12 protein-coding genes are annotated in these 14,871 nt (G+C 70.3%); 2 read left to right on the top strand and 10 right to left on the bottom strand.

All coding sequences use genetic code 11. The annotated features are described in order from the left end of the window. Nucleotides 1-10 precede the first annotated feature (10 nt). The 9 genes from CA982_RS12115 to eccCa form a co-directional block, all read right to left on the bottom strand. A complete protein-coding gene (locus CA982_RS12115; protein WP_086535581.1) occupies nucleotides 11-271 on the bottom strand; it encodes a hypothetical protein in 261 nt (86 codons plus the stop codon). Then, nucleotides 268-1,488: a prolipoprotein diacylglyceryl transferase gene (locus CA982_RS12110; RefSeq protein WP_086535580.1), complete on the bottom strand. Its 1,221-nt coding sequence runs from the start codon at nucleotides 1,486-1,488 to the stop codon at nucleotides 268-270. The genes CA982_RS12115 and CA982_RS12110 overlap by 4 nt, the downstream gene beginning before the upstream one ends. Beyond that, on the bottom strand, nucleotides 1,485-1,862 hold the full coding sequence (locus tag CA982_RS12105; RefSeq protein WP_086535579.1) for a hypothetical protein: 378 nt from the start codon (nucleotides 1,860-1,862) through the stop codon (nucleotides 1,485-1,487). Before CA982_RS12105 ends, CA982_RS12110 begins: the two co-directional genes overlap by 4 nt. 221 nt (nucleotides 1,863-2,083) lie before the next feature. Beyond that, nucleotides 2,084-2,788 (bottom strand): HAD family hydrolase, encoded by a 705-nt coding sequence (locus CA982_RS12100; RefSeq protein WP_086535578.1) that lies wholly within the window; start codon nucleotides 2,786-2,788, stop codon nucleotides 2,084-2,086. Continuing rightward, the gene (glmM, locus tag CA982_RS12095; RefSeq protein ID WP_086535577.1) at nucleotides 2,785-4,131 is read right to left on the bottom strand and encodes a phosphoglucosamine mutase; all 1,347 of its coding nucleotides are present in this window, start codon (nucleotides 4,129-4,131) and stop codon (nucleotides 2,785-2,787) included. The genes CA982_RS12100 and glmM overlap by 4 nt, the downstream gene beginning before the upstream one ends. A gap of 2 nt (nucleotides 4,132-4,133) precedes the next feature. Continuing rightward, nucleotides 4,134-4,670, bottom strand: coding sequence for a 30S ribosomal protein S9 (gene rpsI / locus CA982_RS12090; RefSeq protein ID WP_086535576.1), 537 nt, complete (start codon nucleotides 4,668-4,670; stop codon nucleotides 4,134-4,136). Next, nucleotides 4,667-5,110, bottom strand: coding sequence for a 50S ribosomal protein L13 (rplM, locus tag CA982_RS12085; protein ID WP_058250710.1), 444 nt, complete (start codon nucleotides 5,108-5,110; stop codon nucleotides 4,667-4,669). Before rplM ends, rpsI begins: the two co-directional genes overlap by 4 nt. A gap of 237 nt (nucleotides 5,111-5,347) precedes the next feature. Continuing rightward, nucleotides 5,348-6,721 carry a type VII secretion-associated protein gene (locus tag CA982_RS12080; RefSeq protein ID WP_086535575.1) on the bottom strand — a complete coding sequence of 458 codons (1,374 nt, stop codon included), beginning with the start codon at nucleotides 6,719-6,721 and terminating at the stop codon, nucleotides 5,348-5,350. A 13-nt stretch (nucleotides 6,722-6,734) separates the two neighbouring features. After that, on the bottom strand, nucleotides 6,735-10,814 hold the full coding sequence (eccCa, locus tag CA982_RS12075) for a type VII secretion protein EccCa (protein ID WP_086535574.1): 4,080 nt from the start codon (nucleotides 10,812-10,814) through the stop codon (nucleotides 6,735-6,737). A 97-nt stretch (nucleotides 10,815-10,911) separates the two neighbouring features. Here eccCa and eccD point away from each other — a divergent pair, with 97 nt between their 5' ends. Together eccD and mycP are read left to right on the top strand one after the other, a co-directional pair. Then, complete coding sequence (gene eccD, locus CA982_RS12070; protein ID WP_086535573.1) at nucleotides 10,912-12,465, top strand: type VII secretion integral membrane protein EccD; 1,554 nt, start codon at nucleotides 10,912-10,914, stop codon at nucleotides 12,463-12,465. Beyond that, entirely contained in the window at nucleotides 12,465-13,862 is a 1,398-nt protein-coding gene (gene mycP, locus CA982_RS12065; protein WP_086535572.1) for a type VII secretion-associated serine protease mycosin, read from the top strand. The genes eccD and mycP overlap by 1 nt, the downstream gene beginning before the upstream one ends. Nucleotides 13,863-13,905: 43 nt before the next feature. Here mycP and CA982_RS12060 read toward each other — a convergent pair whose 3' ends face one another. After that, a complete protein-coding gene (locus CA982_RS12060; RefSeq protein WP_086535571.1) occupies nucleotides 13,906-14,853 on the bottom strand; it encodes a 4-hydroxy-3-methylbut-2-enyl diphosphate reductase in 948 nt (315 codons plus the stop codon). Between the last annotated feature and the right edge of the window lie 18 nt (nucleotides 14,854-14,871).

The raw sequence follows: 14,871 nt of genomic DNA, 5'->3' as shown, positions 1-14,871 counted from the left end.
AGCAGACAGCCTATGTGTTCGGCGGCGGCAGATGGGGACTGGCGTCGGCCACGTCGGCCGGCAACATGATGCCCGGGGTGGCGTCGGCGGCGTCGGCGGCGCTCTCGAGGTCGTCGCGCAGCCGCTGTGTCTCCGACCGCACAGCGCGACGACGGTGGTCGTCCATCGCGAGTTCGAGATCCCGCTGTCGCGCGGAGAACAGGTGTGATGCCTCCGCGACGCCCGCGGTGCTGGAGCGGGCCAGTGCCTCGATCTGGTCGGCGAGATTCACTGGTCACCTGCCAATGCGAGATCTCCCGACGACCTGTCCGCCGGGGCCGCGGGAGTCGACCCCGAATCCGGCGCGACAGAATCAGAGACCGGCGCCTCCGTGCTCGGTGAATCCGATTCCGATGCAGCAGGTTCCGACGCAGCAGGTTCCGAGACAACCGGTTCAGACGACGCCCGTTCTGCATCTCGGTTGTCGATGGTCACCGCGCTCGCACCGGTCGCCCCCTCGGCGGCCGGCGCCCCAGGCGGCTCGTGTCCCTCGGCGCCACCCAGCCGGAACGGGATGTCGACGCTGTCGTCGGGTTCGCGGTGGACGCGTGCGGCCTCGACAGGTTCGGGTGGCGGAGTCGATACCGCAGACCCGGACACGGCGGCCGCGGTGGCGGCCCCGATCTCCCGCGACGAGCCGTCGGTGGTCGAGTCATCGGTGGGCGCGGCGGTGGTGGCCGGGGCGGTGGTGGTCGATTCGGCGAGCCAGGCGTGGGCGGCGGATGCGGGCGCGGCGGGCGGCGGCCCGGTGACCGCCACGGCCGGCCGGCCCGCCGGGGGCACCGGCGGATCGCGCGGGCTCTCGGCATCCACCGGATACGCCTCGTCGTCGATGCCGTCGACGGATCGGTTCAGGAGGTCGAGGATCCCGGCGACGCCCCGGGTCGTGGTCTCCAGCGACGTGGTGAACAGGGCGAGCCTCGACGAGATGTCCTCGATCGCCACCCCCATCGGCACCCGGCCGGTGAGCACCGCCCGCGGCAGCTCGGCGGGCGGCACCCCGGCAGCGGTCGGTGCCGTCAACCGGGCAAGGGTCAGATAGAAGGTGCGCAGCAGCCGGTCGATACCCGACGCCGCGGCCGAGGTGGCTTCGGTGAGGGTACGCAGGATGTGCAGGTCCGACTCCGCACGACGCTGGTGATCGATGACCGTGGCGATTGCCACCGCCGCGGACTCACTGTTCCAGCCGTCGTCGAGGCGGACCCGTTGTTCGGGGAGGTGGTGGAGCTGTTCGGACACGGCGCGGTGCGCCGACTGCAGTACGTGACTGTCCGCGGACAGGGCCGCGATGTCGAACCCGTCGACGACGCGGAGTCCGTTGCGGATGGTGGCGTCGTCGGGAGCGCCGACCCCCATCAGGCGCCCGGCCGACAGAAGCTCGATCAGGGCCTCGACCCCGTCCCGGGCGTCGGACTTCAGCACCGACAGCGAGTCCGCGCCGCGCCTCACCGGACGTCCGTTCCCGCGGCGGGCAGTGCTCGCGCGATCTCGACCGCCGCATCGACGTCCCCGTCGGCCATCGCCAGCGCACTGTTGCGTAGCGAGCCGGCCAGCGCCGCGGCGGCCGCGGCCTGCACCCGCAAGCGGCGTGTCAGGGTCGAACTCATCCGGGCGTACACCGCGGCCGACGGACCGAACGTGACGGAGTCCTGACCCGATGTGCCGGAGTCACGCGCCCAGGCCCCGAAGTCGTGGGTGGCCAGGTCGTCGGCGACTGCCGACAACACCAGGGCTGACCTGCGGTAGTACGCCGACACCGCGGTCACCTGGGCGGTGTCCATGGAGACACGGCGCGACCCATCGTCTCCCCCGCTGACGCTCATGCCGCCCCCTTCCCGACGTGCTCGACCGGAGCGCCGGCTCCGTCCGGGCGCGAACCCGCGTCCTGCACACTAGGACGCACAGCGGCGCTCGACGGTTCCATCCGAGCGCCGAACCCGCAGGGAATTGTCGCCCACCCCCGCCCGCGCCGCCAGTGCGCCCTGTCGACGGCGCCCGGGCAGAGGTGCGCGAGCAGGGCACCCGGGCCGGGCTCGGGTTCGACTCAGTCGCGGAATCGGATGCCGTGGGAGGTCACGGCATCGAGCAGAGCGGTGGGCCGCTCGGCGGCCGGGACGTCGTGCACCAGCGCGAAAGAACATCCGAGGGCGCGGGCTCCGCCGTCGGCGGTCTCGCTGTCCCCGACCATCAGCACCTCGTCCGCCGGTACGCCCAGCGGGTCGAGGGCGGCCTGGAAGATCCGGGGGTCGGGTTTGATCGCCCCCACCTCGTACGACAGCGCGAATGCGGCCACGAGATCCTCGACGCCCTGCAAGGCCAGGACCTTGCGCAGGTCGAAGGCGATGTTGCTGACGATCCCGACCGGAACCTGTGCGGCGCTGAGCTTCTGCAACACCGCGACGGTGTCGGCGAACGGGACCCAGGAAGACGGATCGAGCACTCGGTTGTAGAGCGCGTTCGCATGGTCGGCATTGCTCATGCCGGCTGCGCGCAATAACGCCAGGTACCCGGTGCGATGCAACGCCGGATCGAGATCCCGGGACTCCCAGGCATGCCGATCGTCCCCGACGATGCCGTCCGGCAGGCCGACGGGTGCGACCATGCGCCGGATGATGTCCGCCTGGCGGTCGCGGTCGAACTCGGCGCCGGTGTCGTCACGCAGGTCGGCGAACCACTCGTCGCGGGCCTCGAAGCGGAACAGGGTGCCGGAGAAGTCGAACAAGACTGCCCGCGGCGTCGGACCGGTCACGCCCCGGCTCCCTGGACGACATCGGCAAGCCGACCGGCCACCGACAACGCCTGATCGGCGGTCGCGGCCTCCACCATCACGCGAACCAGTTGCTCGGTTCCCGACGGCCGCAACAGGACTCGGCCGGTCTCGCCCAGTTCGGCCTCGGCGGCCGCGACGGCCTCGCGGACCGCCTGCGACTGCGACACCGCGTGCTTGTCGGCGACGCGCACGTTGATCAGTTCCTGGGGCAGCACGGTGACGATGCCCGCCAGGTCGGCGAGCCGGGCGGAGGTGGAGGCCATCCGCGCCATCAGCATGAGCCCGGTCAGGATTCCGTCACCCGTCGTACCCGAACCAGGGACGACGATGTGACCCGACTGTTCACCGCCGATCGAATAACCGCCTCGGCGCAGCTCCTCGAGGACATACCGATCCCCGACCCCGGTGGTGTGCACGGTGATCCCGGCCTCGAGCATCGCGATGTGGAGGCCGAGATTGCTCATCACCGTGGCCACGAGCACATCTTCGCGGAGCTTGCCCTGATCCTTCAGGGACGTCGCGAGCACCGCCATGATGGCGTCGCCGTCGACGATCTGACCGGTGGAATCGACTGCGAGACAACGGTCTGCGTCCCCGTCGTGAGCCAGTCCGAGGTCGGCTCCGTGCTCGAGCACGGCCGCCTGCAATTTGTCCATGTGTGTGGACCCGCAGTCGGCGTTGATGTTCAGGCCGTCCGGCTCGGCGTGGATGGCGATGACGGTCGCCCCGGCGTCGGCATAGGCCTGCGGCGCGAGCTCCGACGCCGCGCCGTGCGCGCAGTCGACGACCACGGTCAGCCCGTCCAGCCGGGTGTCGATGGCCTGGGCGAGGTGATGCCGATAGCGATCGCCGGCATCGGGCGCCGCGACGATGCGTCCGACCGCGGCACCGATCGGACGGATGATGTCGTCATCCATCGCCGCCTCGATGCGGTCCTCGACGTCGTCGTCGAGCTTGTGCCCGCCGGCGGAGAAGAATTTGATCCCGTTGTCGGGCATGGGATTGTGCGACGCGGAGATCATCACCCCGAAGTCGGCGTGATAGTCCGCGGTCAGGAAGGCGACCGCCGGGGTCGGCACCGTGCCGACACAGACGGCGTCGACTCCGGTGGCGGCGAGCCCCGCACACACCGCTGCCTCCAGCATCTCGCCGGATGCGCGCGGATCACGTCCGACCACCGCACGCGGACGACGGTGCGACTCGGTCGCGGAACTCTCTGCGAAAACGACCGCGGCGGCCGAGGCCAGGCGCAACGCGAGCTCGGGAGTGAGCTCCGCGTTGGCCAGGCCTCGGACGCCGTCGGTTCCGAAAAGGCGTGCCAAGATCAGCGCTTGGAGTACTGCGACGCCTTGCGGGCCTTCTTGAGGCCGTACTTCTTGCGCTCGACCGCACGCGGGTCACGGGTGAGGTAGCCGGCCTTCTTCAGGGCGGGACGATCATCCGGGGTGACCTCGATGAGTGCGCGGGCGATGGCGAGACGCAGCGCGCCGGCCTGGCCCGAGGGGCCGCCGCCGACGAGCTTGGCGAAGATGTCGAACGACTCGGTGCGCTCGACGAGGACCAGCGGCGCCTTGATGAGCTGCTGGTGCACCTTGTTGGGGAAGTACTCCTCCAGCGAGCGACCGTTGAGGGTGAACCCACCGGCGCCCGGCATCATCCGGACGCGGACGACGGCTTCCTTACGACGGCCGACGGTCTGGATCGGACGATCGATGACGATCGGCTCGCGGACGTCTTCGGCAGCGGCGGTCTCGTAGTCGTCAGCGGCGACCTCGACGGCCTCCACGACCTCGACAGCAGCCTCGGCGACAGCGGCCTCTTCGACGGCCTCGACGGCCTCGTTGATGTTCTCGTTGCTCACTGGGCCACCTGCTTGATCTCGAAGGGGACGGGGCGCTGGGCCGCGTGCGGATGATTCGGGCCGGCGTAGACCTTCAGCTTCGACGCCATGGCGCGGCCGAGCTTGGTCGACGGCAGCATGCCCTTGACGGCCTTCTCGATGACGCGCTCGGGGTAGGTGGCGAGCAGCTCGGTCGTGGTGCGGGACTTCAGGCCACCGGGATGCCCCGAGTGCGTGTAGTTCAGCTTGCGATCGGCCTTGTTGCTGGTCAGCGCGACCTTCTCCGCATTGATGATGACGACGAAGTCGCCGCCGTCCATGTGCGGGGCGTAGGTCGGCTTGTGCTTGCCGCGGAGCAGATTCGCGACCTGCACGGCCAGCCGGCCGAGCACCACGTTCTCGGCGTCGATGACATGCCACGTACGCGTGATGTCACCGGCCTTCGGGGTGTAGGTAGGCACAGTTGTCCTCAACTCTTGTCTTGTGGGTGCTGGTCGGGTGCACGGCAGAGGTTGTTCCCGGCGACCAGTGGGGACCCGGGCCTCCGCTGACCTGGACACACACGTGCGCACCAGGTGCCGAGCACCAGCGATCCAGGCTACGCGACCGTGCTGGTCAGGGTCAAAACGGCACCGGCCTCCGACCAGGGTCAAAACGGCACCGGCCTCCGGCCAGATTCAAAACGGCGCCGGCCTGTCCTATGACGGCGACACCCGGACCGACCGGACCGCCTCCGCGCATTCGGTCTCGGCCGGCTCGGCCGCGGTACCCGCCTGGCAGCCGATCGAGACCTGCAGGCCGTCGTCGACGACGACGTACCAGCGGATCGCGCCACCCGACGCCGGTGCCTCGCGGTAGCCGATGACGTCGCGGCCGGCGAAGCGGGTGGTGGCGGAGAACTCGGTGACGACGTCGTCACCGCGCTGCTCGATCCGGTTGCGCAGGCTACCGGCCACCGAAGCCAGGGTGGAACCCTCGCGCACCTCGGTGAGCACGGCGATGATGCGCCGACCGTCGTCGGGGTCGACGAACACCGCGCGGGTGGTCGACGGGTCGTCGGCCGCATCGCTCGGGGTGTCCTGGTCGGCCTGGCGCCAGTCCCCCGGCACCGTGAGCGTCGCGCGCCCGAGGCGGACATCCGCCGACGACGCACCCGACGCTGGTTCGCGCTGCCAGAGCCCCACCCCGACCGCTCCGCTCACGACGAGGACCGCCACGACCGCGGCGGCGAGCAGTGAACGCGACCGCCGTCTCGTGCCGCCGACCGGCGGCGAGTCCGGCGGGCGAGGGTCGCGCCCGAGGTCCACCGCGTCGTCCGCGGCGCCGCCGGTGCGGTGCCCGAGCCGGACGAGAAGACCGCGGTCGACGGCGACGACGCGTCCCGCGACCGCGTGCGCGGAGATGACGTCGATCGCCGCGGACACCTCATCAGGGGCCTCCCCGTCGACGAACACGGCCTCGACCGAGTCGTCGATGACGTGGATCCCCTCGCCGTCGACCGGGGTGGACGGATGATCGGCCCCGGGACGGAGGATCCCGGAGCGTTCGACGGCCCAGCCGTCGGGACCCCGGCCCACGATCTGCACGTCCCACCATGACGGCTGCGGGCGGGCGGGGTCGGCCGGCGGCCGCGGCAGGTGGGTGGTCTCGACGACGGCGCAGCGCTGCACGGTGAGGTCGGCGTGACTGCGGGCGACGAGAACCGCCCGCGGCAGCAACGACACCGGTGCGCCCGCGTCGCCGAGGTCCGCGAGAGTCGACACGCGACGCGGTCCCCAGGTACTCGGGTGCCCGACGACCAGCGGCCGGCCCGCGGGCAGGCCGAGGTCGGCGAAGACCCGTCGCCACGCCTGCCGCAGGTGGTCACGCCGGCCGTCGACCACGACGCTCATGTGATCCACCGACTCGAGCAACATCCGCACGTCGCGGTCCACCCGGCGCAGACCGCCCGCCGGCTCCCAGATCAGTGGCGACCCGAACGCGAGGTCGACGACGGCCGGGCGGGGGTCCCGCGGTCCTGACCGGTGCGCGGGTCCCACGTCCGATCCCGGCGCCCCACCCGCTCCCGTCATCGTCGAATCCGTCCTAGTCGCCGACCGGGAGATGAGCGACCTGGATCATCTCCTGAGGCCGGATGCGCGACACGAGTTCGCCGCGGCCGGGTACCAGCGACTGCAGTCGTGACCGCCCGGTGATGAATCCCTCGTCACGGTCGCCACTCATCAACAGGATGTCCGACGACAGATCCTTGAGGCGTGCGATCAGCGGGTCGAACATGGCCCGTCCCAGACCGCCGGAGCGTCGGGCGAGCACCACGTGCAGTCCGATGTCGCGGGCGTGCGAGGCCAGTTCGATGATCGGCAGCATCGGATTGCCCGTCGACGTCACCACCATGTCGTAGTCGTCGACCACGACGTACACCTCCGGCTGGCCCTCGAGCCAGGTACGGTCCCGCAGCTGCTGAACGGTGACGTCCTCGGGCGGCATCCGGTTCTTCAGGTAGGCCGCCAGCTCCGTCATCATCGACGCCGCGCGGTCGGGCGAACTCGCATACCCGGCCAGATGGTCGCCGTCGATGATCCCCAGCATGGTGCGGCGGTAGTCGACGAAGACGATCCTGACCTGCTCGGGCGAGGCGCCGGCGACGAGGCCGGTCACGATGGTCCGCAGCAGGTTGGTCTTGCCGTGCTCGACATCGGCGAAGGCCATGAAGTGCGGCTGAGCGGTGAAGTCGAGGACCACCGGTGCGAGCTCGAGCTCACCCACACCGATCGCGACCTGGTTGGGTGCGAGCGTCAGCCCGGCGTCGGCGACCGCGCGCTGCACCGCTGCGTAGTCGATCTCGGTGCTCAGTTTGCGCACGGCCATCGCCGCACGGCCCGGATAGGCGGTGGTCAGTCTCTCCACCGACTGCGCGACGCCGGCGGGCAGCGATTCGGCGCTGCTGACCGGGTCGAGGCGCGGCAGGGCGATCAGCATGTGCAGTTCCTGCCCGGTCAGGCCGCGGCCGGGACGGTTCTGCGGGACCAGCGCGGCGGCGCGACGCCCCATGTCGGAATCCATCGGATCACCCAGGCGCAGCTCGATGCGGGTGCCCATGAGGTCGCGGACCGCCGGGCGAACCTCGGCCCACCGGGACGCGGTGACCATGACGTGCACGCCGTAACTCAACCCCTGGGCCACGATCGCGGTGATCTGTTCCTCGAGCGATTCCAGTTCCGTCCGCAGCACGTTCATGCCGTCGAGGACGAGGAACACGTCGCCGAACCGGTCCTGGGCCAGCGGGTCGGTTGTCGACGAGGTGACACCGGACCGGAACCACGACGCCCGCCGGGCCCGGTAGTCGCGCATCGACTCGATGCCCAGCCGGGCGAACAGCAGCTCGCGGGACCGGACCACGGCCGCGACCTCGGCGACCGTCCGTCGGACCGCGTCCATGTCGCCGCGCGAGGCGACCGACCCGACATGTGGGAGCCCGGCGAGTCCGGCCAGACTGCCGCCGCCGAAGTCGAGACAGTAGAACTGCACCTGCTCGGGCGTGTGGGACGCGGCGGCCGACAGGATGATCGTGCGCAGCGTCGTCGACTTGCCCGACTGCGGACCGCCGACCACCGCCACGTTGCCCGCGGCACCCGCGAGGTCGATGACGAGTGGGTCGCGTCGCTGATCGTAGGGGCGGTCGACCACACCGATCGGGACGGTGAGGTTTCCCGGAACCGCGGGTTGGGACCAGTCCCGTTCACCGAGAAGGTGTTCCACGGTCGGCGAGGAGTCCAGCGGCGGCAGCCACACGCGATGCGCCGGCGGCCCGGCGCCGCCCAGGCGGTCGACGATCGTCTCCATGAGCGTGGGCACCGGCGCCGAGACCGGTTCGAAGTCGGTGGGCACCTCGGGGGCGGGTGGCTCCTCGTCGAGCAGACTCTCGGCCTGATCGAGCAGGGACCGCGACGCACCCTCGTCCAACGGCACGGGTAGCGCGGTGAACACCTTCAGGTTCCCGCGTCGCAGCGGCGCCGTGGTGCTCGGATCGGACGACTCGGTGACCGTCGGCGAGTAGTAGGCACCCGACACATAGGAGGTGTTGAACCGGATCGGGTCGGCCGAGTCGCACTTGAGGTACGCCGAACCCGGCACACTCGGCAGGTGATACGCGTCGGGCACACCGAGAACCGACCGGGATTCGTTGGCGGAGAAGGTCTTCAGACCGATCCGATAGGACAGGTGCGAGTCCAGGCCCCGCAGTTTTCCTTCTTCGAGGCGTTGCGACGCGAGAAGCAGGTGGATGTGCAGCGAACGGCCCAGTCGTCCGATCGCGACGAACAGTTCGGCGAAATCCGGCTTCTGCGAGAGCAGTTCGGAGAACTCGTCGACGACGATGAACAGTGCGGGCAGCGGATCGAGCCGCACCCCGGAGGCGCGGGCACGCTCGTAGTCGGCGACGTTGGCGTAGTTGCCCGCCGCCCGCAGCACCTCCTGGCGCCGGTTCATCTCACCGGAGAGCGCGTCCTTCATGCGGTCGACCATCGACAGTTCCTGCTCGAGGTTGGTGATGATCGCGGCGACGTGGGGCGCGGATTCCAGACCGAGGAACGTCGCGCCGCCCTTGAAGTCGACGAGCACGAGATTCAGCTCGGACGGCGAGTGGGTCGCCAGCATGGCCAGCACCAGCGTGCGCAGGAACTCCGACTTGCCCGATCCGGTGGCGCCGATGCACAAGCCATGCGGGCCCATGCCGCCGTGCGCGCTCTCCTTGATGTCGATCTCGACGGGCGCGCCGGTCGGCGTGTAACCGATCGGCACGCGCAGGCGCTCCCGGCCGGTGCGGCCACGCCAGGCGGTGGCGGGATCGAACCGCGCCGCGTCGTCGATGCCCAGCAGCGCGGGCAGGCCGGGGTCGGCCGAGGTCGCCTCCGACTCGAGGTGGGCCAGCGTCGCCGCGGTGGCCAGCCGGTAACGCGCCATGCGGCGGGCGATCGCCTCGGCCTCGGGAATCGTGAGGGAGTCCATGTCGGCGAACTCCTCGACACCGGCCGCGCTGCGCGCCGAGACCTTGCCGCCGCGGACGACGAGTTGCAGTCCGCGCCGCACCGCGAGACCGTCCGGCGGTGCCGTCAGGTCGAGGATCGTGACCCCCTCCATGCCCGCGTCGTTGATGATCCGTTCGTCGCCGGCGACGTACCCGTCGTCGATGATCACCACGAGGTGTGCGCGATGGGCGTTCGGCGGCGCCGACCGGCTGAACCGGCCGCGCTCGAGAAGGTCGGCGGCCATCGAGTTCTCCAGGTCCGCCAGCGTCGGATAGATCATCCGCATCGCGCCGACACCGTCTCGCAGCGTCGGATGTCCCACGTGCGGAAGCCATTTCGCCCAGTCCCAGGCCTCCCCCGCGGGATCACCGGTGACGATGCCGATGTGCAGGTGATCGGGACCGTGAAAAGCGCACAGCTCCACGATCATCGACCGGATGAGTTCACGGGTCTCCTGCCGGGCGCCCTCGATGTTGACGGCGGGGAAGCCGCGCAACGAGATCGAGGTCGGCAGGCGGTACACCGCGGAATGCGTGCGCACGAACCGGCGCAGGGCCACCATCGACACCGGCTCGATGTCCTCGAGGGGCCCGGTCTCCGGCGGCATGAGCCGGGTGGCCAGGCGCTGGACGCCCACACCCACCCGCACATGGGCGAAGTCGGCGTCGCTCGGGCGGCGTTCCCACATCCGCCTGCTGCCGATCACGTCGAGCAGCGCACGCGGATCCGGGTGACTCCAGGTGCGCGCCGCACGCTGGTTGTCGACCGTCTCGAAGACCTGACTGCGCAGCTGGCCCAGGTAGCGGAAGTAATCCTTGCGCTCCTCGTTGAGTTCACCGGCGCGTTTGCCGCCGCCGCGCCCGCCCGCGGCGAACATGCCGAACATCGACATCAGCATCATCAGCGGGAACATCATGAACAGCGGGTTGGACAGGATGTTGCGTCCGCCGGTGACGACCATCAGCGACACCATGCCGACCACCGCGACGACCATCACCACCGGCAGCAGCCTCATCAGGAGATTGCCCGGCACCACCCGCGGTACATCCGGTGGCGCCTGGATGTTGACCTCGCCGCCGGGTGTGCGTGGCGGTGTGATGCGCGGCCGACGCACAAAACCCTCGGTCGTCGTGACCACACGTCCCCCCTGACATGTCGCGCTGTGTATCCCCGGGCGGTCGAACCCGCTGAGGTTGGTTATGTTAGCTGCTGAACCCAGGGGGAGGATTGACCTGATGTCGTCTGTGGACGGATTCGCACCGGGGTACCCGACCAGCGCCGCCGACGCGGACACCGGGGACCGTCGGCGGAGTGAGGCGGCCGTCGAGCCCCAACTCGTACGGGTGTCGGTACTGGGCGGCAACACCCAGCTCGACGTCGGACTCCCCGCCGGCATCCCCGTCGCGGGACTCATCGGTGATCTGGTCGCCCAGATCGAATCGCGCAATCCCGCACGGTCGGACCCCGACGATCCCGACGCGGACGCGCGCAATCCCGGACGCCCGCACGACCGTCAGAACAAATGGACGCTCGCCCTCGTCGGGCAGGAACCGCTCCCGCTGCACCGGTCGCTGTCGGAGTCGGGCATCCGCGACGGCGACCTGCTCCTGCTGACCTCGACGCGCACCGGGGAGTCCCCGGTGCTGTTCGACGACGTGGTCGACGCCGTCGCCCGACTCAACGAATCCCAGTTCGTCGACTGGACCGCAGCCGCCGCTCGCCGCGTCGGTTACGCACTCGCTCTCGTCGCCGCGGTCGCGGCGGCGACATCGCTGGCCGCGATCCGGTCCGACACCGGCGCCCTGTGGTTCGCCGGCCTGTCGGGCCTGGCGGTCGTCGGCTTCGTCACGGCCTCGACGATCGTGTCCCGGTACTACCGCGACGAGCAGACCTCGACCGTCCTGTCGCTGTGCGCGGCACCCATGGCATTGGTCACCGGGATGATCCTCACGCCCGGATCGTTCGGGGCCGCCCACCTGACCCTGGGCTTCGCGTTCACACTCGTCGCCGCGGTCGTCAGCTACCGCATGACCGCCGTCGGCGCGACTGCGCACAGCGCCGTGACCAGCGCCGCCCTGCTCGGTGCGGCCGGCTCCGGGGCCCGGCTCCTCATCGATGCACCGGTGCCCGATGTCGCCGCCGTCATCGCCGCGGTCGGCCTCCTCCTGATCGGACTCGCGCCCCGCACCACCATCCTGCTCGCCAAACTCCCGTTGCCCCCGGTCCCGACGGCCGGCGCCGCCATCGACGTCAAGGACATCGAACCGCGCCCGGCCATCGAGGGCATCGGGGCGATCGGCGCGACCGCGCTGCCGAAAGCCGATGCGCTGGAACGTCGTTCTTATCTGGCCAACGCTTATCTGACCGGGATCGTCGGCGGCCTGACCGTCATCACCGCGATCGCGGCGGTCCTCACCGCATCCCCGCTCGCCGGATTCGAATGGCGCAACGCCGTGTACGCCGCGATCATCGGCGTCGTCCTGTGCCTGCGAGGCCGGTCCCACAGCGATCTGTTCCAGGCCGGGATCCTCATCGTCGGCGGTTCGCTCGTCGTGGTCACGCTGATCACCGGGCTCGCCTTCGGCGACGACCGGTGGCCGGTCATCGGTTTCGCGCTCGGCGTCCTCGTCGTGATCGCCGCGTTCGTCTTCGGTGTCGTCGCGCCGAACCAGGACTTCTCCCCCGTGATGCGCCGCTGGGCGGAGATCGGCGAGTACATCCTCGTCGCGCTCATCGTGCCGCTGCTGCTCTGGTTGCTCGATCTGTATCGTATGGTCCGCGAGATCTGATGCGCGACATGCGCATCCGCAGCGCCGGGATGTTCGGGTCGGCTCTGGTCGCAGCGCTGATCGCGGCGTCGGCGTCGCCGGCCGCGGCGGTGACCCCGCCGCGCATCGATCCCGGCGCCCTGATCCGGTCGGCTCCTGTCGCACCGCCGGAACCGACCGAGCAGCGGCATCTGTGCAATACCGCGGAACTGACTCGAAACGTGTCGAAACCGACTGCGGCACAGTCGATGATGAACCTCCCCGAAGCCTGGCGGTTCAGCCGGGGGCAGGGTCAACGGGTCGCGGTCATCGACACCGGGGTGACACCGCATCCGCGGCTCGGCCGTGTGGTCGCCGGTGGCGACTATGTCTCGGGCGGCAGCGGGCTCGACGACTGCGACGCCCATGGCACCCTGGTGGCCGGCATCATCGCCGCCCGGCCCAGCGCCTCCGACGCGTTCGCCGGCGTGGCGCCCGCGGCGTCGATCATCGCCATCCGCCAGTCGAGCAGCGCGTTCCAGAAGAAGGACGATCGCGCCCGGGACGACGGCGCGCCGGTGGTCGGGTCGGGGTACGGATCGATCCGGACCCTGGCACATGCGATCGTGCGTGCGGTCGACCTGCGCGCCACCGTCATCAACATCTCCGAGGTGGCGTGCGCTCCCGCGTCGGAATCGGTCGACGATCGCGCGCTCGGCGCGGCCATCCGGCACGCCTACGACCGCGACGTGGTGGTGGTCGTGGCGGCCGGCAACCTGACCCGCGACGGCGCCTGCCAGAACCAGAATCCGTCCCCCGCCGCCGACGATCCGGACGGGTGGCGGTCGGTCTCCACCATCGCCAGCCCCGCGTGGTACTCGCCGTACGTCCTGACCGTGGGCTCCGTGGACGCCGACACCGGCGCTCCCAGCGACTTCAGCCTGCACGGGCCATGGGTGAGCGTCGCGGCCCCGGGGACCGAGATCGTGAGCCTGGACAGCCGCCGCGGTTCGCGACGGTTGGCGTCGGCGCAGGAGAGCGACGCCGGGCCGGTTCCCCTGATCGGCACCAGTTTCGCCGCGCCGTACGTCGCGGGCACGGCCGCATTGATCCGGTCGCGTTTTCCCGAGCTGTCGGCGCGCGAGGTGATGGACCGCATCATCGAGACCGCCCACTCGCCGGGTACCGGACGCGACCAGCGGATCGGGCACGGCGTCGTCGACCCGGTCGCCGCCCTCACCGCCGAGTTGCCCGCCGATCAGCAGCCGGACCGTGCGTCGGCGCCGATCGCCGCCCCGCCGGTGGCGCGGCCGCCCGATCACAGCGCCCGCAACGTGGCGATCATCGGGAGCGCGGGCGCAGCGATCGTCATCGCGGCCGTCCTGGCGATCGCTCTACCTCATCGGCGGGTGCGCAAGCTCGACCCGGACGAGTTCTGACCTCGCCGCGACACGCGCAACGCCGGTGGCGTCGACGTCCGCTCTACGTACGTGCCGGGCGCAACTCGCGCGGCAGCGCGAAGGTGAGCGTCTCGTTGGCCGTGTTGACCGTCTCAACCGTGCCGTAGCCCCGCTCGGCGAGATAGTCGAGGACACCGCGGACCAGCACCTCGGGCACCGAGGCGCCGGAGGTGACACCGACGGTGCGGACACCTTCGAGCCACGACTCGTCGATCTCACGGGCGTAGTCCACCAGGTGGCCGGCCCTCGCGCCCGCCTGCAGCGCGACTTCCACGAGCCGCACCGAGTTCGAGGAGTTCTGCGAGCCGACGACGATCACCAGGTCGCACTCGGGCGCCATCGCCTTCACCGCCACCTGACGGTTCTGGGTGGCGTAGCAGATGTCGTCGCTGGGCGGGTCGTTGAGCAGCGGGAACTTCTCCCGCAGGCGCCGGACCGTCTCCATGGTCTCGTCCACCGACAGGGTCGTCTGCGACAGCCAGACGAGCTTGGACTCGTCGCGCACCGTGACCGAGTCCACACTGTCGGGGCCGTCGACCAACTGGATGTGCTGGGGGGCCTCACCGGCCGTGCCCTCGACCTCCTCGTGACCCTCGTGGCCGATCAGCAGGATGTCGTAGTCGTCGCGCGCGAACCGCTTGGCCTCCTGGTGGACCTTGGTGACCAGCGGACAGGTCGCGTCGATGGTCCGCAGGTTGCGCTCGGCGGCGGTCTGGTGGACCAGCGGGGAGACCCCGTGCGCGGAGAAGACGACGATCGCGCCCTCGGGCACCTCGTCGGTCTCACCCACGAAGATCGCACCGCGTTCGGCGAGGGTCTCCACGACGTGCCGGTTGTGCACGATCTCCTTGCGCACATAGACGGGAGCGCCGTGCTTGTCGAGGGCACGCTCGACCGTCTCCACCGCACGGTCGACACCAGCGCAGTAGCCGCGGGGTTCGGCGAGCAGGACACGCTTCGTCTCAGACATGCTTCCCAGGGTACGGGT

Source organism: Gordonia lacunae (assembly GCF_002149015.1).
Taxonomy (GTDB): domain Bacteria; phylum Actinomycetota; class Actinomycetes; order Mycobacteriales; family Mycobacteriaceae; genus Gordonia; species Gordonia lacunae.
The sequence above is the reverse complement of the archived record's forward strand: the minus strand, read 5'-3'. Positions and strand labels throughout refer to the sequence as shown.